The following is a 23,635-nucleotide window of genomic DNA, read 5'->3' as shown; positions in this document are numbered from 1 at the left end:
CCCGGCACAACCCGCCACCTTCCCGATGTCCGGACTTCCCGGAGCCACCCCCTCTCCAGCGGCGGCCCGGCCGCGCCGGGCGGTCCGGTCTCGGCGGGCCCGCCGCCCGGCGCGGCCACTACGCCAGGGGCGTCGTCCATCGGTCCGAACGCCGGAACCGGCGCCATCGCCGCCGGAGCGACAGCAGGCAATACCCAGCACCCGTCCGGCCCGCAGGTGCCCGAGCGCCCCGCCGTCACCGGCGAGAGCCGCCCGCTGCCGGGCGCACCCACCGACCGCCCCGCCGCGTCGCCGATCGGCCGCGCGGGCATCGCCGACGGCACCAGCAGCCCCCTCGGCCGTCAGGGCGGCGTGCAGGCCCACCGCGCCGACGCTCCGGCGCCGCAAGCGGAACCCGCACGCGGCCAGCAGCTCTCACCGGAGCGGGTCGACGGCACGAACCCGGCCGTGTCGCCCGAGAGCGTGCTCGCCGTACCGCCGCTCGCGGAGGCGTCCACGCCGCAGAGGGACGCCCCGCCGCGGAAGGACGCCGCGCCGCGCACCGACGAACCCGGCGCCGACCGGCCCGATCGCACATCTGCCGCGGAAACGTCACGTCCAGAGGACGAACCGGGTCGTCGCGGGCAGTGCGTGCCGGACGCGCTGCGCCGGATCGTCGCCGAGACCGGCAGCGAGTCCGTGCGTATACCCGCGAACGTCGGCCCGGCGGGTATGACGCGTGCCGAGCTGGAGAGCCATGTGGGCGGGCGTATGCACGACGTCCCGACGCCGGCCGACGCGGAAGCGCCGCGGCACCAGTCCCTCGCCGATGTCCTGCTCGCCGAGGACAATCCGGCGACCAGGGCACTGGTGGTCGACGAATATCGCGGCATCGTGGACGACTACGGCGTCGGCGCGCACGCCTACCTGGTCACCGTTCGAGTCGACCCGGTGACGGGCGAGCGCTACCTCGAGGTCATCGACCCCGCCGCTGGAGCGCCCCGCCGCTTCCCCCCGCAGGTGCCCGCGGAGCTGAACCGCGTCTCGGCCGTGTTGCTCGATGTCGACGGCCGGGCCCTCCCCGACGACGACACGCACCCTCTCGGCGATGTCGCGGAGGCGGGCGAGGCGGTGGTCCGCGTCGGCCGCTCGATCGACGAGCATCGCGATCAGGTGCGCGAGATCCTCGCGCAGACGCCTACCGGGCGGGAGATCCTCGCGACGTTGGACAACGGCCCGGTGCGCGACCTCTACGATCACAGCCCGTCGGCGGACGGCCGAGTCGGTTCGTTCCGTCGCAGCGTTCTCGCCGCGGTGGCGTTCACCGAGGGCAACAGCCACGTCAGGCAGGCGTTGGCGCTGGCGCACGAATCGGTGCACGCGCAGCGATACGTCGACGGGCAGACGCCGCACTCCGTCGAGATCGTGCGCTCGATGACTCGCGAGGACTACGTGCGCGCGATGATCGAGGAAGAAGCCGCGGCCACCGGCAGGCGCTTCCAGCTCGCCAGGGACCTGCGCGCCCTCGGTCTCGAGGTCGGCACCAACCAGTTGGAAGCGGTCTACACCGACGCATACGAGCGCGCCGAGATCAGCCTGCAGCGCACCGAGCCCGACATGCCGCCCGAGGAGGTGGCGCGGATCGCGCACGAGGTGGGCGTCGACGCCCTCCGGGAGCCGTTGACGCACTTCGAATTCGACAACGGCGCGACCTACACCCGCTTCTACGGCAGGGCATGGGAGACAGCGCGTCTTCCGTCCGCGCGCGGCGACGGACCTGCCTCGGACGAGGTGTTCCGGCCCGCGCACGCCGAGGCCGCCCGGGACCTGCGCGCGGGCGCGCTGGCACTGCGCTCGGACATGCTGGCGTTGCGCGAGATATCCGAGCGCCTGGGTGTCCTCGCGGCCCCGCTGGGCGTCGACCCGAGCGCGCCGCGCGCGGTGTTCGACGGCCGGATCGCCGAGCGGCTCGCGGAGGTCGACGCGCGGTGGCGAGAGGCGGGGCTCTCGCCCGACCAGGCCGCGATTCTGCGCCGGACCGAACACGACCTGCTGACGCTGACGGCCCTGGCGAACCAGCGCGACGCGATGCAGCACACGATCGACCGGCGCGGCGCCGAACTCGCGGCTCGCGGCGCCCGGGAATACACGGCCCAGCGGGCCGGGGCCGAACCGGGCGCGCGTCTGCTCGCCGAGCAGGTGGCGCTGTTGCCCGGGGAACCGGATCGTCTGCTCGTCACCACCCCTCCCGGTGAGCACCAGACCGTCTTGGATCGCGCGCGAACGAACCCGGAGCTCGCCGCGCTGCTCGACCGCGGCGACGTCGAACGCGTCCACCTCGACGCGCGCGTCGACAACGACGGGCGGGTGCTGCTCGACGGCGCCGACCCGAACACGCGCGCCGACCCGGCCGACCGGCCGGAGGTCCTTCCGCACGATCCCGCCGCCGCGGCGGCCGAGACTCGCATCGCCCGGGTCCGCGCGGAACTGGAGGCCACCGAGATCGGCCGCTGGGCGAACCGGGTGCTCGACGAGAACGGCGTGCGCGTCGTCTACGGCTCGGACGGCGTGGACGGCTACCTGCCGACGCCACGCGCGGTGCGGCTGGACGTCGGTGCCACCGATGCGGAGCAGATGGCCGCGCTGGTGCGCAACGCGATCCATGTCGAGATCGCGCAGGCGCGGGAAACGCCAGGCGGGGCGATCGACCGCATGCGGACTCCGCGCGAGGCATACGTCGGCCGGATGCTCGACGAGGAGACCAGGGCCTACGCGCTCGAGGTGGTCGCGCGCAGTCAATTGCGCGCGGCCGGACACGACCTGCCGCTCGTTCCCGGCGAGCAGCAGTACATCCGGGCCTTCACCGAGGCCAGGGCCGCCGCCGCGCAGCAGAGCCCCGACGCCGCCGCGCACGAGCTCGACCGCAGGGCGAACGACGCCGGTCTGCGCGCGCTGCGCCCGCTGGTGGAGAACCAGCCCTCGGGCCCGGACGGCGCCACCTATGCCCAGACGTTCCGCGCCGAGTGGGACAGCGCGCACGGGATTCGCTCGTTCGAGTCCGTCGTGCGCGCCGCGCTCGCCTCGGGCGAGCAGTCCGTGCGGGTGCTGCACGAGGGCCGCTCGGTCAACAGCGCTCGCCGCGTCGAACTGGTGACCTACGGGGACGGCACCCAGCTGATCCGCAAGACGATGATCAACTCCCGGCACGCCGATGCCGAGCAGTTGTTCGCCACGCTCGCCCGTGCGCTGGGCGCGCCGGTCCCCGAGGCCGAGCGGGCCGGGCGCAACGTCGTCCTGCTGCGGCATGTGCCCGGATCGACGGCACAGCAGCGCTGGCCCGCGTTCAGCGACCCGCACGAACTCGGCGCCCACGATTCCGACGCGGGGCGCGCACTCGGCCTGGCCGACGCGCTCGCCGGCATCCCGGACCGGGACGCGCGCGGCTGGATGGTCGATCGCGACGGCGATATCCACGGCATCGGCAACCACCGCGCATTCGAGGGCACCGTCACTCCGGAAGCGTTGAGTCCCTTCGCCTCGCATTTCCAGCGCGGCGGTCCGGACGGCACCGTCGAGGTCGTCGACCACCACCTCACCCGGGGCGAGGTGGCCAACCTGCGCGAGCGGGTCGAGGCGCTGCGCCCGGAATTCGAGCGACTGGGCCGGACACGCTGGCACGACGACGTGCTCGGAATCCTCGACGCGCTCGCCGACCACGCCAGACCCGATCCGCCGCCCGCACCCGACCGGCCGATCGAGGCGAACGACGGCGACACCGTGTACGTCAACCGCTACGGCGGTGACCGCCGCTACGGCATCTCCGGTGTGGTGGACGCCGAGGGTGTGCTGCACTACGAGATCCGCGTCGGCCGGGCCACGCCTTCGGGCCATGAGATGTTCGCCGACATGATGCGCGCACTCGGCCATGAAGTGCGTGTGATCGAAGCCGACTGGTTCTCCGAAGGCGGCTTCGACGACCAGCTGGCCACCTTCAACGCCGCCATCCAGGACCTCTTCGCCACGCCCGAGGAAGCGGCGCTGTCGACCTTCACCGGTCGTCTCGCCGCGGATCTCGGTTTCACCGAGGTCCAGTTCGGCCCGGACGCGCTGGTCGGTCCGCTCGGCGAGAACACCGGCGTCACAGCCCGATTCGTCAGGCCGGACGACTTCGCGGTGCCCCGGGACCCGAACGCCGCCGACACCGTCCCCCCTGATCAGGACCAGGGGGTTACCGACAAGCCCGCGAAGCACCGGAACCCGGAGCAGTGGGGTGTGGAACTGCTCGGAGAACCCGGACCGGGTGTCACACCGGAGATGCTGCAGGCGGCGATGCGGTCGGTCGCCGAAAGCGACACGGCGCTGGTCTTGTTCGGCAGCAGGCAGACCGGCATCTCGGAGAAGTCCGGTCTGCCGTTCCGGCCGGACAGCGACCTGGACGTCGGGGCGACCACTCCGGAGGCGATGTTCGAGCTGTACGACGCGCACGGTGACGGCGAGAGCCCGATCCCGATGGTCGAGGATGTCGCGCGGGTCTTCACCGAAAAAGAGGCGGCCGAGCGCGGCTATCTGGTGATCCGCCCGGCCGCGCCGAGCGAGACGGCCCGGCTGGAGTCTCCGCAGGACGGTGGGCTGCCGGAACCGCCGGACATGCTGTCCTCGGACGAGCCCGCGGATCACGTTGGTTCGCCGCCGGTGGACCCGGGCAGACCGCCGGAACAGGCGGACGGCCCGCGCCCGGCCGACGAGCCCGCGCCGCCGCGCGCGGGTTGGTTCGCGCCCGCGACCGACCCGGCCGAAGCACGGGTGCACCAGATTCTCGGCGACACCGGCACCGGCCGACACGCGCTGGCGGTCCTGCGGGATGCGGGCGCGGCGGTGCGGTTCGGTGACCTCGGTGACCGGGTGGGGGAGGCCGATGTCTTCAACCCCGCCACGATGGACGTGGTCATCGACACGCACGGCCGCGGCGAGCAGGCGCAGGCCGCCGAACTGGTGCGGGTCGCCGCGATCGCGGAAGCGGTGCTGGCGGGGCGGGTTCCGGCGCTGCCCGGTGCCGAGGTCGCGCCGGACGCGCGGGCGCGGGTGGAAGCGGAGGCGGTCGGCAGGCGGGCGGAGTTCCTCGCCGAACTGACCCGGGTGGGATATCCCGACACCGATATGGCGGTGGCGGATCGGACCGAGACCGCTCTCGCGCGGGAACTGCACGCGCGGTATCTGGACGCCTACGACGCCGCGGTCACGCAGGCGCGGGCGGCCGACCCGTCGGCCGACAGCACCACGGTCCGGCGCATCGGCATCGACGCGGGGGTGGACGCGCTCCTCGCGGGCGATGTCTTCGTGGGCGATCACGATTCCCGGTCTGTCCCGGACAGCCCTCCCGACGCCTACCGCCCGACCACGCCGGAGGCCCGTCGCGAGGTGGAGCGACTGGTCCGCGAGTCGGCCGCACTCGACCGGGAGCTGCGCGCGGTGCAGGACGAATGGCTCAGGGCGGTCCGGCATCTGCGCCCGTTCGATCCTGCCGCGGTGCCGGCCGACCGCGCCATGCTCGACCGGGGGCGGCACGCGGCGTTGGAGGAGATCGTCGCCGACATCCGGTCCATGTCGGGCGAACACATCTGGCGACGCACCCGGGCGGAGTTCGTCTCCAACGTGACCGCGCTCGCGGAGACGACCCGCCGACACGCCGACGTGGAAGCTCGGCGCGCCGGACTCGCCGAGCAGCTCGCCGCGCAGATCGCGCGGGATCTGGTCGCCGGCGAGTTCGGGCCGGACGGCGTCCGGTGGATCGGGGATCGGGTCGCCGTGCTGCCCGGCGATCCCCCCAGGCTCTTCGGCGTCGACAGCCGCGGCGATTTCGCGGCGGTGACGCGAGACGCCGTGAACGCCGACCCCGCTCTCCGGGAGACGGTCTCGACGCGCGGGGTGCCCGCCGAACGCGTCACTGTGCTGGTCGGGGACGACGGCGCGGTGCATGTGCGGCGGGAAGAAGTCGACCTGCACAACGCCTGGGCGGCCGATCCCACCCGCCCTGCTGTTCTCGACCACCTGGTCACTCCCCGGACGCCCGACGGTCCCAAGGGCGAGCTGCCCGTGCTCACGCCGGAAGAGGTGACCCAGCGTGCGGAACAAGCGCTGAGCGACACCCGCGAACTGCTCGACCGGGTCGTCGACCGCCGGCGCAACCCGGTGGGCGACTGGGCCGCCGCGCGGCTCGACGACGCCATCCGAATCCGTTTCGTACTCGATGATCCCGCCGCGCCGGTCACTCCCGATGTCGGCACCCGGTACGACCCGCTCACCGGTGTGCTCATCGTCGACCTGCACGGCAGTCCGGCCTATATCGGGACCGACGTGGTCCACGCGGTCACGATGGCGCTCCAGATGCGCGCGGCGCAGGAGGGTCCGCCTGAGCGGCTGACGCTCACTCGGGACGAGTACATCGACACGATGCTGGACCGGCAGGCGCGTGCGCTCGCGATGGCCTACGAGTTCAACTACCGGCGCGCCGAGATCGCTCCCGACTCCGCCTATCGTTCCGACGGATTGCACGCGCAGTATGTGCAGGCTCGGGAGGCGGCAGCCGACGAGGCGCGGAAGGTCTTCCGCGGCAACGGTTCGGTGCTCGACTCCATGATCGACGCCGCCGCCCATCAGGCAGGCGCGCGAGCGATCCGCGAGCACCTGGCGCAGGGTGCGTTGCGTCTCGGCGATCGCGACTACGCCGGGCACTACGGTGCGGAATGGGACCGCGCCCACGGAATCACACCGACCGAGGGGGAACACCGGTCGCCGGCGCGGACCACCGATTCGCCGGCGCTGCGTGACCGGCGCAGCGCCGACTACGCGTTCGAGATCGAACATCTGCGGTCCCTGCGGGAGGCTCGCCGGTTCGTGCCGGTCGGGCCCGCCGAACGCGCCTATACCGATGCCTACGACCGTGCCTACCGAGATGCCGAACGGGCGCAGGCTCGTGGTCGTGACACCGGGGGCGTGCCGCCGAGCAGGCAGGCCTACGATGCCGGCCGGGCGGCGATCCGCCGCTACCTCGACAAGGTCGGCTTGGCGCACGCCGAGCTGATCTTCGCCGTCGTGCGCGGGGCAGGCGAACAGGCGCGCGGCTACCGGCCGTGGGCCGATCTCATCGAGGCCGATACGCCGACACGACCCACCCAGGAGGCGGAGTCGGCGACGGCTCCGCGTGCGCCGGAGGCCGACGCCGGCGACCTCGCCCGCCGCGGGCTCGACGCCGAACTCGTCCACCACCCCGACGCGACGCGGCTGACCGACAACGTCGCTCGGCTCAGCCTGGAGGGCGCACCGGTCGAGCGGCTGCTGGTCGTCGCGGAGCCGGGCGGGCACATCGATGCCGTGCGCGCCCTCGAGCTGAGTGATTTACGGTATGAAGGCGCGTTGTGGCGCAAGGAGTTCCGTCTCGAATACCTGTCGGTGTCGAGCGGGCGGCGCGGCGTGCCCGAGCTTTCGCAGCTGCACGATTTCTTCGCCGAGCAGCCGTACCAGGCCCCGAGCGCGCGCGACGCGAGGGACCAGATGCTGGTGCACTACCTCAAATACCGTGCCGAGGGTTTGATCGACGTCGGATTCCGGCAGTGGTTGCGCGCGTTGCCGGACGACGCGTTCGTCAGCCGGGCCGAAGCACGCGCCAGCCACCGACGCAGCATCCGCACCGGGCACCTCAGTGCGGACTTCTTGGAGAAGGCCTTCCGGATGACCGAGCAGAGCCCGGAGCTGCCCGAACATCATCCGGCCTCGGTGGCGCGGCGGCTGTACACCCGCCAGGTCGCGGATACGGCCACACGCTATGACGACGACGGCGCGATACCGCGCTACTACAAGTTCTACAGGTCAGAGGACCTGCGGCTCAGTGCCGGCACGTTCACTGTCGCCATGCTGACCGACGGCGACGGAGGCTGGCGCATCCCCGAGCCGTCCGGTCACGACGTGGTCGACGACGCGGTCGGCAGGTTGTTCGCGGGGATGTCGGATTCCGATCCGAAGCGCTTGGTGAAGCGGATCGGCCGGATTCTGGAGGACGGATCGGCGGAGCTGGCGCCGCCGGAGCGCGGTGGGTTCCGCAGAATGCTGAACCGGTTGCCGTTCACCTCGGACTCCGCCGGCGACATCGCGGCGCCCCCGAACGCGCGTGATCGTGCGGAGACCGCCTTCGATGAGATCGAGCCGCCGGAGTTCCCGGCCGAGCACGGCGACAACGACGACGCGGCCAGGGCGGCCGCCGCGCAGGAGCGGCGCGCGACAATCGACCGGCTCGTCGCCGAGCAGGCCGCCGCGCTGCGAGAACATGAACAGGCCCGCGCGGCAGGCGACCGTGAACGCGCCGAAGCCGCTCGACAGCGGGCGGATCAGCTCGCCGACGAGATCGACGGGGCCCGCGCCCGCGACGCGCTGGCCGCCGTCGACGCCCGGCCGCTGTCCGACCGGATCGGTGTCGTCGACGGCGATCGGCCGATGGTGGTGGTCGCCAATCTCGACGGCGCCGACGTCCGGCAGGTGCTCGCGGACGCGGCGACCCGGCATCCGGAGCTCGCCGGGCTGCTGGCGGATGCCGGCGTCCGCGTGCGGGAGCTGCGCTTCGACGAGTCGGGCCGGGCGACGGTGCGCCGGGTGGAGGACGTGCCGCAGGAGCCGCGCTCGTCGGACAGCGGCGCACGTCCGGATGGTGGCGACACGCCGCCGCCGCAGCCCGGGTCCGAGGGTGGTGGTGCGGGCAAGCCGCCCGGGCAGCCGCCGGTGTCGGCCGCGCCGGACCCGGCCGAACCGGACCCGGCTCGCGGATCGTCCTCCGATCCCGAATCGAGCGCGCATCAGCCCATTCCGGATCAGAGCGCACCCGCTCGGCGGGACTGGTCGCCGGAGGGGCCGGGCCGTGTGCACGAGCCGACCGGCGAGCAGGTTCGCCAGGCGATGGTGCGGGCCGGGGAGCGGATCGGCGACGCGGTCACCGCCCGACGCCTGGCCGAGAACCGGGTCGATGAACTGGCCCGGCAGTTGGGGATCGATCCGGACGGCCTTACGCCCCAGCAGATCTCGCGGGCGGTCGATGATCGCCTCGCCGCCGCCGAGGAGCGGGTCGAGCGCTTGCGCGACCGGCCCGAGGTGCCGGCCGCGGAGATGGTCCGGCACCTCGACGACCTGCGTGCGGCGCAGTCCGCCCTCTCCGAGACGGTTCGTACGGTGCGCTCGGCGCGCGCCGAGATCGGCCGGTTGATCGAGGCCGTTCGCGCCGAGAACGATGCCAGGATGACCGCGGGTGTACTGGCCGCGCGCGACGTGCTGGCCGCCGAGGGCGCGAGGATGGTCAGCGAGGGAGTCGGCGTCGTGCCCGACGACGGTCGCGTCGTCGTCGCCTCGCCGCTGGCACGGCCGGACGCTGTCATGCCCGCTGATACTCGGCGCCAACTGGCCGAGGGCGGCATCGCCGTCGAATACCGTCTGGTGGAAGTGGACGTGGCGGGCCGGATCACGGTCTCCGATCTGCGGCCTCCCGTCGCGGCCGATCCGGGGACGGCCCCCGAGCTCGCGCAGGACTCCGCACCGCCGCGCTCCCACAACGAGCACGATCCGGCGCAGGTGACGCGCCCGGACAACGAGCGCGAGCCTAACCAGGCACAGCTGACGCGCCCGGACGACGAGCCCGATCGGGCGCAGATGACGCGCCCCGACAACGAGCGCGAGCCCGACCCGGCGCAGGTGACGCGCCCCGACGAGGTGGGCGCGCGTGAGCGGCTGGGCGCCGACGCCGAGGACGCGTACGCCGCGGAGCTGCGAGATCGGGCCGCGCTGACCATCGACCGCGAGTTCTGGCGTGCCAAACGCGATGATCGCGCCTCGCGGGTCGACCTGGCCGACCCGGATCGAGAACTCGGTCCGGACCGGCTCGAGCCGACGCTGCAACGCCTGCTCGAGCGGGTCGTGGGCGTGCGTGACATGGTCGGCACCGGTGAGGAATTGTCCAGGCCGACACCGGAAATGGTGGGTCAGGCGGAGATCGCGCAGCGCCGGGCGGCGATCTTCCTGGTGCAGGAGGCCGCCGAACAGTTCAACGCGGCCACCGACGCCCTCGCTGAGGTGGATCGTCGGATCGCCGCACTGGAAGCCGAGGGCGCGGGCGCTGACAGGCCGCCGAGCGCTGAGGTCGCGAGCGAACTGGACCGGCTCGGCCGGGAACGCGCGGCCGAGGTGTTGCGGCAGAAGCCGTGGCGGGTGATGCGCGACGACATCGCCGCTCGGTTGGGTATCGACCCGAGCCGGTTGGGGCCCGACGAGTTGGCGGCCACGCTCGACGAGGTGGCGAATCGCCGGGTCCCCGCCGACGAGGTCGAGTTGCGTGCGCGGAATCTGGAACTGCTCGCCGAGGCCGCGGAGCGGTTCAATCGGGCGGAGAACGAGATCGGTCGTCTGCAGGATCGGATGGCGGAGCTGGCGGGGGCGAATCGGGATGTGTTCGCCGAGGTCGGCGCGCGGCGGATCACCGACCGGGTGGGGCTTGTCACCGGTGAGAATCCGCGGATTGTGGTGGTGGGTCCGCGGGGGCGGTGGGATGCGCCGTTCGCTGATCATGATGCGGCGTTGGCGGAGGCGTTGCGGGGTAGTGGTGCGTTGGCGCAGGCGATGGTGCGGCCGGAGACGACGATCGAGTACCGCCAGATCGTCTCCGACCGGGAAGGGCGTTGGGAGTCCGTCGATCTGCGCGCGCCGGTGCGGGAATTCGTGAACTCCCCGCCGATCGCGGGCAGGCCGGGGATTCACCTCACTCGGTGGCGTGATGGAGAGGGGCAGTGGCACAACGTCGATCCGTCGCGGCCGGAGTGGGATACCGGTCGTGACGAGAGTGGGGTGCCGAAGAAGTTCAGTCCGCGTGATCTGCCGGAGGGGGTGAGTGGCTGGGCGGTGAATCCGTTCCAGGCGGCGGTGGTCGATCCGTTCGTCGATCCTTCGGGGGGTACGCCGCCGGGTGCGATCAACGAGGGATTCCTGCCCGCGATTCCGGGTGGGATGCCGCCGTCGGATATTCCGAGCTACTCGTTGCCGTTCGCGGATGCGTTCTATCACGCGATGCGGATCATTTTGGAGTCGGCGAAGTTGTCCGGGTTCACCTGGTTCGCCGACAGTGCGCATCCGGGTCGGATTCGTCCTGGTTTCAAGGGGCATCCGTGGTTCCGCGCGCCGCGGGCTGATGTGCAGCCGATGGTTCGGGAGTGGAATGCCGCGGACCGGATCCCCGACGACGGGAATCTGACTCCGGAATTCCGTGCTCGTCAGGAGGTGGCGCGGGCGGAGTGGGCGCGGGTGCAGGAGTGGGCCGACGGGGAGTACGAACGGTTCCGCAACGACACCGCGGGCAACGACATCGTGAGCATCTTCGACAACCTCACCGAGGTGGCTCGGACCGAGCGCGATGCGCGGGCGCGGGAACTGATCGACCGACTGCGGGTGCTCGCGGCGCAAGACGCCCCCGACACCGAGGCGACCATCTCGGAGTTGACCGGCACGCTGCCCGACGAACAGCCCGGCGACGCGGCGCGGCTGGTCGCCGACCTGATGGAGGTCGTCGGCAGGCCGCTGGACGCCGGAGCCTACGAGCAATTGGTCGACGTGGTCGCCGAGCAGTTGGGCACCGGCCGACCGGAGTTCACCTGGGAGGAACTCCAGCAGATCAAGAACCATCTCATGCACGCCGAGCACCTGATCCGTGATCCGGAGGACGGCGCCCTGGTGCGGCGGCGCCTGGACGCACTCGCGGACGTGGCCGAAGCGTGGAACCGGCTCGTGAACGGCGACCACCTGCCGCAAGATCTGCTGCTGCTGCGCGATGCCCTCGCCGAGTCGAACTTCCTGCGTGACAACCCGATCGCCACCTGGCGCGACGCCAACCAGCACGCCATCAGACTCGGTTACGACTGGAACGCCGCCCGTCCCCCGCTCACCGACTGGCGCGCGGGCATCCCCTACGCCCCGCGACCCGTCGGCCCCCAAGCTCCACCGACACCCGCGCTACCGCCCCAGGATCGCTCTCAGCACCTGCCGGCCGGCGAACCCGCGGGCACCACGCGTCCGAACAGCGGCACGGATGCGGACACCCAGCCGCTCCCGGACGGCACGGCGACTCGTGCCGACCTCGACCGAACTCGGCCGGATACGGATGCGACGCTCTCCGACAGCCCGCGCACCCGTGCGGATGTGACCCGGGTCGAGCAGACGCGGCCGGATGTGACGGAGGCTGAGCGGACCCGGCCGGATGAGCCCACGGCGAACGATGATCCCGACGATGGATCAGCTTCCGCCGCACCGCCGTCCGGTCCGCCGTCGAAGCCGCCGGCCGCACCGTCCGCCGCGGGCGACCCGGGCGACCCGGGACTGCCGGAGCAGCCGGGCAACACCGGCGACATCGCGACGGCCGAGGCGCCGGAACCGCCCGGTGCGGCGTCCAGGCCCGACCGCCCGGCGAACCCGGAGTCGCAGTTCCGCGAAGCCGTCATGAACCGCATCGCGGCCGATATCGAGGCCGCGGCACGGGAGCGGGACGCCGCCCGCGCCGCCGGGGACGAGCGCGCCGCGGCCGATGCGGCGGAGCGGATGGCTCAGCTCGAAGACGCTCTGCTGCTCGCGAACGCGCGCCACGCGCTGCTCGAAGCCGGAGCTCAGCTCATCGGTCCCCGGGTGGGCGTGCTCGCCGGTGAACCTCCCCGGTACCTGGTCGCGGGATGGGGCGGCGCCGACACCGGCCGCGCCGTGACCGAAGCCCTCGCCGCCGAACCCGCGCTGGCAGAGCTGCTGCGTCAGCCGGGAGCGCAGATCCGCGAACTCCGCCTCACCATCGACGAGAACGGCACCATCACCGCCCACTTGGTGGATCCGCCCACAAGTGCTGTCCCCGGCCTCGCCGAGCCTGGCCTCGCCGAGCCTGCGCTCGTTGAGCCGGGCCCCGCCGACGTCCCGGCCGTGCGCGCCGACTCCGGCGAGCCGACTGCCCCCACACCCGAGGCGCTCTCGCCGCCGCCCGACACCGACCGGCCGCGCACGGACGATTCCGCCGAGGAGCCCCGTCCTGTCGGCGGAACTCGCGACAGCGTGGAGTCCGGGCCCGCCGAGCGGCGTTCAGCGGGCGAGGAGCCTCGTCCCACCGATGAGCGCCGCGATGCCGGCGACGACGCCCCGCCGGAGAGTCCGGACGATGTCGACGACTCGTCCGAGCAGGAGCACTCCCGCGATTCCGCGCGCGAGGACGCGCTGCGCGCGCACGCCGAGGCCGTGGCCCGGCGTGATGCGCTGACGGAGCGGATTCGCGCCCTCGGGGAGCGGCTGCGGATCAGGGAGCCGGACGCGCTGGATCTGCACAGGATCCAGGCCACTGTCCGCGAGATGGCGGAATGGCGACTCGCCGGCGACCAAGCCGACGCGTTCGCGGAGCTGGTGGACCTGCTGCCGAGCTACCTCGAGGCGAACGCCGATGTGGCCGACCTCGCCGCCCGCGTCGGTCTGCTCGAGGAATACGACCGTCTGCTTGCCGAGCACAAGGAACTGGTGCGCGAGCGCGAATTCGTCCGCCGCAAGGCCGACGAGCGCGCGACGGAACTGCTGGGCGCCGACGACCCGCCGTGGACCGACCGGGACGCCGAGAGCCGCGACGACGCCATCCGCGCCTTCTACGCCGAAGCCGGCACCGACCTGGTCGACCTGCCGGCCGCTCTCGACGAGGCCGGCCGCCAGGAACGCAGACTGGCCGACGACGACGATGTGCGCAGGCGCCTGGCGGACCTGGAGAAGCTCATCACGACGACCGGCGAGTTCGACGAGCTCGCCGACAAGGTGCGGCAGCGGGAACAGCTTCTCGCCGAACTGGAGAACGCGGGCATCGCCGCGCATCGCCCGCCGACGGCCGAGGTCGCCGAGCGGCTCGACGAGCTGGCGCGCGAGCGGGCGGCCGAACTGCGCAATATCAAACCGCGCCGGACGATGCGCGACGATCTCGCGGTGCGCTTGGGGGTGGTCGACGAGTCCGGTGTCCCCGACGAGACGGCGCTCACCCGCGACCTCGACCGCACCCTCGACGATCTCGGGGACCGGGTCGCCGACGACTTGCGTTCCGGCGCACTGCCGGTGGACGAGCTGCCGGCGCGGCTGCGGGCCGTCGACGCACTGGCCGACGCGGCCTCCGACGTGGCCGCGGCGCACAACCGGATCGGCCGCCTGCAGGACGAGATGGCGGGTCTGGCCGGCGCGTGGCGCACGCAGATCGAGGCCGAGGGCGGACGGATGGTCACCGAGCGGGTCGGCATCATCGAGGGGGAGCGTCCCCGCATCGTCGTGTTCGGTCCGCGGCCGGACCCGGACGCGCCGCGCGCGGACCATGATCGGGCGTTCGACGAGGCGGTGCACACCGACGCGTCGGTCGCGCAGGCGATCGTCCGGCCGGAGACCACCGTCGAGTACCGGCGTCTGCTCGCCGACCGGCAGGGCGTCGTGCGCAGCGAACCGATGCCCCCGCCGCAGGTGGAACGGATGTCCACGGGCGGCTTCGGCGGGCGCCGCCTGGACATGACGCGCTGGCGCGACGCCGAGGGCGTCTGGCATCCCGTCGACCCGACTCGCCCGGATTGGACCACCGGTCGCGACAGCGGCGAGCTGCCGAAGAAGTTCACGCCGAAGGATCCGCCGGACGGCGTCAGCGGCTGGGCGATGGAGGACGTCGTCAACGACATGACGCTGCCGACCGACGACGTGCCGCCCGGGCAGTTGCCGGAGAGCCTGCTGCCGGTCAACGCGCCGCAGGCGCCCACGCAGTACAACACCTCCGGCGTTCCGGACGGCGTGACGGTGTTCGGCCAGCACTGGGGCGCGGACTCCTACAACGTGGTGCGCCTGATCCTGATGGCCGCGCAGGTGCCGAAGCATCCGGCGGTGAAAGCGTGGATCCAGCGGCACCCGGAGATCGGTCGCTGGGTGCAGGCCAGGCCGTGGTTGCGGCACCTGCCGCCGTTCGGCACCGTGTTCCGCGACTACCAGTGGTTCGCGCCGCCGGAACGCAATGTGCAGCCGATGTTCCGCAGCTGGGACCCGGCCGACCATGCCCCGCCCGCCGAACGGGTGGACATCCCGCTGGGGCTGGGGGAGGAGTGGGAGCGCGAGATCGCCGAGTGGCAACGGGTGCAGGACTGGGCCGATGCGGAGTACGAGCGTTTCCTGGCCGACGATTCCGACGTCGATGCTGTCCTCGAGGGGCTCGACGCGCATCGTCGAGCGCAGCAGGAGGCCGCGGCCCGCGACATGGTCGAGGCCGTGCGGGCGCAGTTGGTCGACCGGCATCGCGGCATCGATCCGGCCGGCGACGTGGATGCCCAGCTCGCCCGGGTGGGGGCCGACATCGACAGGGTCGCCGACGGGTTGGCGGACCGGTTCGCCACCGACGATCCGGAGGCGGTGCGCGACACCGTGGCCGACATCCGGGAACTGCTGTTGAACCCCGACCAGGCCGGCGGATTCGCGACCGCGCTGCGGCCGGGCGAGTCGATCGAGGACGGCCTCGCCCGCCTGCTCGCCGAGTACATGCGCGACGACGTGCCGGTCTTCACCCGCGAGCAGATCCAGCAGATCAAGGATCACCTGATGCGCGACGAGCATCGGGTGCGCGACCACACCGACCCGCACGGCGGGTATGTGCGCAGGCCGATGGACCGCCTCGCCGACGTCGCCGAGGCGTGGAACCGGCTCATGGCGGGCGAGCCGCTGCGGCAGGACTTCGTGCTCCTGCGCGACGCCCTCGCCGAATCCGATTACCTGCGCAGGCATCCCAACGCCGGCTGGCGGAACGCGAACACCCACGCCATCGGCCTCGGCCACCACTGGGACGCCGACCGTCCGCCGCTCACCGGCTGGCGCGCCGGAATCCCCTACGCGCCCGCGCCGCTGCCCGTCGACCCAGGATGGACGCCGCCGCGTCGGCCGGGGAACGACCTCCCCGGCCCCGACGGTCCCGATCACGGTCCCGAGGACGGGGCGACCGGCGGGCGCCCCGTCCTGCCCCCGCCCTCGCAACCGCCCGCGGCGCCACCCGCGTCGGCGACCCCGCCGACCGGCGAAGCGGCGCAACCGGAAACCGCCGGGGACCGGAGACCGCCGCGGGACCGCCGGGTCTGGCCGCCGGAGCAGACGGCGGGCGATCGACCGGTTCCGCCGGACCGCCGCGTGTGGCCGCCGGAAGACCCCGCCGAACATCAGGCTCCGGCCGCCCGGCCCGACACGGACAGCCTCCCGGAGTCGGGAACGCCGGAAGGCCGGGTGGGCGAGACAGGTTCGCGTGCGCGCCCCGAGGAACCGAGCCGGGCCGGGGCCGACGACCGGGCATCCCGCGACGCCGACTCGCCGGACACTCGCACGCCGCGGGCGGCCGACGGCCGGGTGACGCAACCCGCGCCACCAAGTGGGGATGCCGAAGCCGGTGAGCGGCCGGCACTTCGATCCGAGCCGCTCGAACCAGGCCGTGACGGCGACGATTCCGCTGACCCGCCGGGCACCCCAGCACGGCGTGACTCGCGGGAGGAACCGGAGTCGGCCGACGGGACGGTGCCGCGTGCGGGCGGCGCCGACGAGGCGAAGGCGTCCGTCCCGCGTCGTCGGGCCGATGGCGAGGCTGAACCGCCCGAGAGCAGCCGCCAGGAAGCCGGCGAACCCGTTGATTCGCGCGGGCAGCGGTCGCAGCCCCGGGCCGGTGCCGAACCGGAGCCCGAGCAGGGCGCTCACCGGCACCCGGATGGCGAGCCCGGCGAGGCGACATCGAGCAACGAGGCGACATCGAGCAACGAGGCGACATCGAGCAACGAGGCGACATCGAGCAACGAGGCGACATCGAGCAACGAGGGGGAATCGAGGAACGGGCGGGCGCGGGCACGGTCGCGTCACGGTGACGACGACGGGCACGAGCCGCCCCGCGCCGGTGACGATTCCGACGCGCCGAGGCCGCCCACATTGCCCGGATCGTCGTTGCGGTCGCATATCCCGCATCCGCCCAAGGACTACGACTTCGAGTTGCCCGCGACGAAGGTCGTTCCGCCTCTGGAAGCGGCGCCCTGGCCGATGCCGGAGCGGTCGACGGAGCCCGGGCCGCCGGACACGCCGCCCGATACTCCGCCGGGCGGTTCGGACTGCCCGCCGCAACAGCCTCCCCCGCCGGGGGGATCGACGCCGCCGCCGGCTCCCTCGTGCCCGCCGGAGGGCACCGAGCCTCCTGGTCAGCAGTTACCGCCGGGAACGTGCCCGCCCGAGGGCTCCCCACCGCCGGGGCACCAGTACCCGCCCGGCAGCGCCTGGCCCCCGGGCGGCCGGCCCGGGCCGGTGCCGCCGGGGGCATGGCCGCCCGGGGCGCCGGGCACCTGGCCGCCGGGTGGCCGGCCAGGTCAGGTGCCGCCCGGTGGTCGGGCACCGGGAGCACCCGTGCCGCCCGCGGGTGCATATCCGCCCGGTTCGTGGTCACCGCCGGATTCGTGGCTGCCGCCGGGAACGCCGCAACCGCCGAACGGCGCGCCGAGCCCCGGCACGCCGAATGGCGGGGGCTACGGAACCGGGTCGCCCGGTGGGCGGCCGCTGGGCTCCTTGCCGCCGGGTGTTCCGCCGGGCGGGTGGACGCCGGCTCCGGATTCGCCGCCATCGGGTGGCCGCCACGCCGATCGGCTGCCTCCGCCCGGCGAACCGAATCCGTCCGTGCCGCCGTCGAGTTCGACGTCGATGATGCCGCCGGGTGTTCCGGGCATGCCGGGTGCCGGCGGGGCACCGCCGACCCGGGCGGGCGGGCGCCGGGCGAACGGGAACGGGCATCGGCCCTCCGAGGAGAGCGCACCGACCACCCTGTTGGTTCGTCCGCACTCCGGATTCGGTGTGTCGGCCGAGTTCGACCCGGCGACCGGTGCGCTGCAGGCGACCTCGATCCGTTCCGGCGTCGAGTCGGGTGTGTACGGCGATCTGGCCGGTGTGCCGGTCGTGTTCTTCCGGCACGATTCCCGGCTCGCGGTGCGGATCGGCGGGCAACTGATCGAGCTGGACGAGCCGGTGACGGTCGATCGGCTGGTGGGTCCGCAACGCCTGACCACCCTCACCATCAGCGCCGGGCCTACCGTGCTGTGCAGCTTGACCTACCGCACGTTGCCCGCCGAACTGGACATCGGCCTGTTCCTCCGGGATGTCTGCGCCGATCCCGGCCGCCGCGCGCGGGTGTTCGCCTGATGCGGGCGAGCCGACCGTGCGATCCGATCGCGGCCGCTGTGCCAGGATGGGGCGCGAGCACGGCCGCGGCCCCGGAACGCACCTTGCCTCGGAGTGCAGAGATGCCTCGGGGTAGCCGGTATGACTCGGCGGCACAATGCCTTCCGCGCGCAGCGGCGGTGCGGCACGAAGACGAGGAGAGGGCTGCGACGTGACCACCCCTGACGATCGGAACCCCGACGACACCGCGCCGCGGGACGACCGGCCGGACCCGGCGGCCGCCGCGTCGCACCCGGCCGGTCTGCCGGACGTTCCCGACACTCGGCCCGACGCCATCGAGACCGCCACCGCCGCTCACGCCGATTCCGGCGACCCCGCCGACACGCAGGACGCCGACGACGACCCCGATATCGGGTTCACCCTGTCCGAGGACCCGGGGGAGCTGGCCGAGCGTGCGAAACAGCTGTGCCACCGCATCGCGCGCGGCCTCGCGGCGCAGGGCCCGAAGGGCTGGGCGCGGCTGGACGCGATGTTCACGCTGACCACCAGCACCGAGATGGTGCAGGTGTTCTTCTCGGACGAGGAGGACCGCGCCCTGCGGGTGCAGCCGAGCCAGGAAGTGCTGGCCTGGGTCCGCGACCACCGGCACCTGTCCGCCGAACTCGGCGACGGCCCGTGGTGGCGGATGCTGCTGATCCTGCGCAACAACGGCGCGATCGAGGTCGATTTCGACTACGGCGACGAACCGTTCCCGGACGACCAGCTGTTCCCGCCGGAGGTTTACGCCGCCGATCTCGAGACCTATCCGCGGGCGACGCTGCCGGTCTGGCTGGCCGCCTACATCCGGCACGGCGGCCGTCAGTCGCGCCCGGCGCAGCTCGCGGCCGTGCAGGCCCGTGCCGACCGGGCGCAGGGTGTGCGAGCGGTGCGCAGCGACACCGACTTTCCGGCGCTCCCGGTGATGTGGGGCCGCTGGGCGGTGATGGCGGCGGCGTTCGTCGCCGCCGGATCGCAGTGGGGCCCACGGATTCTGCCGGCGCTGGGCTTCTTCGAGGGCGCGCGGCGCAGCGGCGCGACGCTGTACATGCTGCCGGGCGGGCGCGCCGTCCTGTCGGGCGGCGTCTGGAACGCACCCGAACTCGACGGCGCCTACAACCGGGGCGCGGACACGCCCAGGGTGTACGCGGGCGCGCCGGAATGGGTCGCCAACCCCGTGCTGAACCCGCGCGCGGGCAACGGCCTGCTGTCGTTCTGCTACTGGTGGGAAGGGGGCAGCTGGCATCGCGGGGAATCCCCGGGCGCCGAGGCGCTCGCCGACGCGGTACCCGGCATCTGGACCACCGACACGGTGACCGAGGTCGTCTGCGGACTGCTCGCCGCCGATCCCTCCGAGCAGCAGCGCGCGGCGGTGGACACGCTCGTCTCGGCCGCCGAGATCGGGGTGGTCACCAGGGAAACCCTCGTCGCCGCTTTCGGCGACAACGGTGATTTCGATGTGGACAGCGCCTTCTATCAGCTGACGATGGCGGGCGTCGCGGTCACCGTGCCCGAGCCGATGCCACAGGAGGACGCTGTCGCGAAGGTGCGCCGTTTCGTCATCGATCGTGGCATGGACGCGGCGGGCTACCCGGTCGACGAACTGCGCGCCGACCGGATCAGCGTCGGCTGGATGGTCTACGCGCCGACCCGCCCCGGCGAGATGGCGGTGGGCCGCGCGATCTTCTACATCGCCGACGACGGTGTGCTGGAACAGTCCTCGTCGTCGGTGGCGCCCTCGGTGTTCGTCACCGAATTCGAGCGCCGCTTCCAGCAGCGGCACGGAGCGGTGGGGACGTGATTTCGCAGCCTCCCCGTGATATGCGCAAAGTGTCCTGGCAGAGCATGATTCACGATTCGGCTACTGACCGCTCACGCGATCCGTGGGATGATCGGCGGGAGTGACCTGCCGGTCGCAGGCAAGGATCACCAGGGGCTCGGGAAAACAAGTGGCACGATGGCCGCGCTGATCGAGGCAGGAGTTGACGGATGGGCCAACCACCCGAGACGGGGCCGTGGAAGGGAATCGCCGACCAGGCGGCGGGCGGGAAGGCGCTGCAAGTCGACCACGGTGTGGCCGCGGAACTGTCCAACGCCGCCACCGATCTGCTCCTCACCGTCGAGATGGTCGATGGTTACGCGTACTTGGTCGCCGGAGGCGGAGGCTACACACCCGACATGTTCGGCGGTCTGCCCTCCGGCAGCGCTCTCGGCTCCAAGTTCTTCAAGGCGGGGGACTCGCTGGTGAGCACACTGCGAGATCACAAAGCGATCCTCAGGGAGGTGATCAACACCTTCATCACGGCGGACAAGAAATACAAGGCGAACGAGGAGTCGACCGAGGCCGCGTTCGACCGCCTCAAGCGGGAGAACACCGCCAACGATCGGCGCCAGATCGCCGGGGTGCCGCGCGACGGTGCGACGCCGGCCCCTGCCTGGGCGGGCGGGGCGAATGCGATGCCGCTTGTGGCAACCGGACCTCCCGACCTGCCCAAGAGACTGCAATCGCTGGCCGATGCCGAGGAAGGTCGCGACACCTCGCCGGTCGAGCCCGAGCCGGCCACCGAGCTGAGCCCCGTGCAGTACTACAATTTGCGTACCAACGTCGGCTCGAACCACAGCAAGGTCGCGGACCTCGGCGGGCTGTGGAAGTGGATGGCAGATCAACTGCGGGCCGATTCGGTCGTCTTCGCCAATCTCGTGACCGCCAAGGTCAACGGCGGGATGTGGAGTTCCGACGCCGCCAGGACCGCCAACGGCGCGATTCGCGCCTACGCGGGCAATTTCGGAAACCTCGCGGAGAGCATGTCCCTGCTCGGCGAAAACCTCATCCAGTTCTCCGGCGCTATGAAGGGTTTGGCGAGCTCGCTGCCCGCCGAATCGCCGTATGTCATGACCCTCGAATACCAGCGGGATTCGATGCTGCCGCGCGCGATCGCGGCCTACAACGCTTGGTATAAGCCCGGTGTGTCACAGGCGAGTTCGGCGGTGCCGCTCCTGCCGCCGGCGATCCCCCCGGTGAACACTCGGACCGACCCCCGCACGACGCCGACCAGCGGAGGGCCCTCGGCAGGAGGACCGGGTGGCGGCGCCAAGCCGCCGAACGCCAACGGACTGACCGGTGCGCAATTGCAGCAGCAGAAAGACCTGCAGCAGCAGATGGATCGGGCGGCGCGAGAGCAGGAGCAACGCCTGAAGGAGCTCGCCGCCCAGCAAGCCGCCGAACAACGAGCGGCCGAGCAGCGGGCGGCTCAGCAAGCCGCCCAGCAGGCGGCGCAACAGGCCGCCCAGCAAGCTCAGCAAGCGTTGCAGCAGGGATTGCAGCAGGGATTGCAGGGCGCGCAGCAGGCGGTAGAGCAGGCTCTGCAAGGCGCGCAGCAGAATCTGACGCCCGCGGGGATGGCCGGTGTGCCCGGCTCGCTGTCGGACCTGCAGAAGGAACTGCAGAAGAAGGCCGGGGGCGGCGGTGGTGGCGCCGGTAAGGGCGCGGGCGGCGGTGGCGCGGGCGGCGGACTCGGCGGCGGCTCTCTCAAAGACCTGGCCGCGACATCCAAGCTGTTCCCCCGCGCCTCGATTGCCGAAACCGGCATCGTCGCGGGCCGGACCGGGGTGACGGCGGCAAGCCAGGGAACGCCGGGCGCGCCGGGCGCGACGGGTGCGGCGGGCCAGGGTGCCGGACAAGGCCAGAACAGGGAGCACAAGCGGGCCGATTACCTCGACTCGGTCGAACACCTCGAGGAGGCGCTCGGTGAGGCGCCTATCGTCGCGAAACCCATTGTCGAGAAATGACACCGACCTGGACGTTCACCGATTTCGAGTTCTTCGTCATGTGCCGGGCGCAAGAACACGAGCATGTTCCGCCGCCGTTCGTCTTCCGGAGCGGGATCGCCACGAGTACGGAATTCGACGAGGTGGCGCGGAAGACGCTGGATGAACTGCGTACGCGCTGGGACCCGCAGTGGGACGGAATGGTCGACACGCTCGTCCACCACGACATCCGGCTGATCATCGATGCGTGGGACGAGGGCGACGCCGATCGTCAGGAAGGCATCGTGCGCGTTCTGGCGACCCGCCGCGGTGATCGCGGGTATGTGATCCGCCAGCGGCCGGGAAGAACGTTCTGGCACGGTGGTGGTTTCACTGTTGCCGAATGCCCCGCACTCGAGCTGGCTTCGGCGGCAGTCGACCTGATGCCCGAGGTGAAGCCGGGCAGTCGGCGCGAGGTGGTCCTGTCGACCGACAAGGGCGACGACGGGCTGGACTATTCCTATGGCAGGTCGGCCGTGCGTGATTCGTTCGCCGACTCGATGGACCAGAGCAGCGAGGAATTCCTGAAGACGCCGACCGAGCGTGTCGGCAGTATCTCGGTGATCCAAGGGCGTTCTCTGTTCGGTCCGCGTGGCATCACCAAGCACAGATTGGGTTGGCGGGATCTGGTCGACGACGGGCGTTATGTGATCGACGATCGCACGCCGCCGGTCGCGATGCCCGCGAGCAGTCGCCGGCTCACGGAGATGATCAATACCCGGATCGCCGCGGTGGTGCGTGCGATCAAGGACGAGCGGGTGTGAGAGGGGCGCCATGAGTGAGCAACAGCAGGGCCCGGCCGAGTGGAGCGCCTCCTCGCGTGACGGCGCGATCACGGTGCGTACCACCGACCAAGGTCTGCCGCGCGGCATCTCGATCGAGGCGGCGGAATTGCGCCGCGATCCGGGGGAGTTGGCGGCGGAGGTCTTCAGGTTGTGCAGGCAGGCGGCCAACCGGGCGGGGATGGCACGCCGGGAGCAGCTTTCGGAGGCGGGAATGCCCGCCGAGATGCTGGCGTTGCTCGGATTGCCGACCCAGGAAGAGGTGGCTGGTCAAGAGCTGGCCGAGGAGGAAGAATACGAGATGGAGCAGCGCAGCTGGCTGCGGGAGGTGTAGCGGTCGGGCGCGCGCTGCAACGGCGGGAGAGGGGATTTCGTGTACGAGACGATGGACGAGCTCGAGGCGAGCGTGCGTAAACGGCTGTACCGAATGCGCGATCTCGTCGACGAGATGTCGGACGTGCGGGCCACCGCGACGTCGGAGGACGGCGCGATCACCGTCGAGGTGGACGGCAACGGAGCGTTGCTGAATCTTTCTTTTCAGCAGGCGATTTCGACACTTTCGCCAGACGATTTCGAACAGTGCCTCGTGTCGACCGCGACCGCGGCGGCGGCCGCGGCCTTCGCGCGGCGGGCCGAACTGGTCACCGCATTCAACGAGGAAGTCGTCGGGTAGACATCTGTCGTTCACGGATCTAGGTCAGAGTCTTCCGAGGACACGGAAGTTCGAGAAGATCGGACACGCCCGAAAAGGCTTCCGGGAGCGGAAGCGTCGCTGGTATGTTCGACTGGGGAAGTGT

Annotated in this window: 6 protein-coding genes; all 6 read left to right on the top strand. The window is 71.9% G+C overall.

Going from position 1 to position 23,635, the window contains the following annotated elements; translation table 11 throughout:
* The first annotated feature begins 216 nt into the window (after positions 1-216).
* Positions 217-18,234 carry a hypothetical protein gene (locus tag NS3_RS29550; RefSeq protein ID WP_067861523.1) on the top strand — a complete coding sequence of 6,006 codons (18,018 nt, stop codon included), beginning with the start codon at positions 217-219 and terminating at the stop codon, positions 18,232-18,234.
* A gap of 190 nt (positions 18,235-18,424) precedes the next feature.
* A complete protein-coding gene (locus tag NS3_RS19035; protein ID WP_245649692.1) occupies positions 18,425-20,050 on the top strand; it encodes a hypothetical protein in 1,626 nt (541 codons plus the stop codon).
* Positions 20,051-20,238: 188 nt separating this feature from the next.
* Complete coding sequence (locus NS3_RS19030; RefSeq protein ID WP_067861521.1) at positions 20,239-22,038, top strand: hypothetical protein; 1,800 nt, start codon at positions 20,239-20,241, stop codon at positions 22,036-22,038.
* On the top strand, positions 22,035-22,820 hold the full coding sequence (locus NS3_RS19025; RefSeq protein ID WP_067861520.1) for an ESX secretion-associated protein EspG: 786 nt from the start codon (positions 22,035-22,037) through the stop codon (positions 22,818-22,820). The genes NS3_RS19030 and NS3_RS19025 overlap by 4 nt, the downstream gene beginning before the upstream one ends.
* Positions 22,821-22,830: 10 nt before the next feature.
* On the top strand, positions 22,831-23,172 hold the full coding sequence (locus NS3_RS19020; RefSeq protein ID WP_067861517.1) for a hypothetical protein: 342 nt from the start codon (positions 22,831-22,833) through the stop codon (positions 23,170-23,172).
* A gap of 51 nt (positions 23,173-23,223) precedes the next feature.
* A complete protein-coding gene (locus NS3_RS19015; protein ID WP_307610353.1) occupies positions 23,224-23,511 on the top strand; it encodes a YbaB/EbfC family nucleoid-associated protein in 288 nt (95 codons plus the stop codon).
* Positions 23,512-23,635 lie beyond the last annotated feature (124 nt).

The organism is Nocardia shimofusensis NBRC 100134, assembly GCF_001613125.1.
In the GTDB taxonomy this organism is placed as follows: domain Bacteria; phylum Actinomycetota; class Actinomycetes; order Mycobacteriales; family Mycobacteriaceae; genus Nocardia; species Nocardia shimofusensis.
The sequence above is the reverse complement of the archived record's forward strand: the minus strand, read 5'-3'. Positions and strand labels throughout refer to the sequence as shown.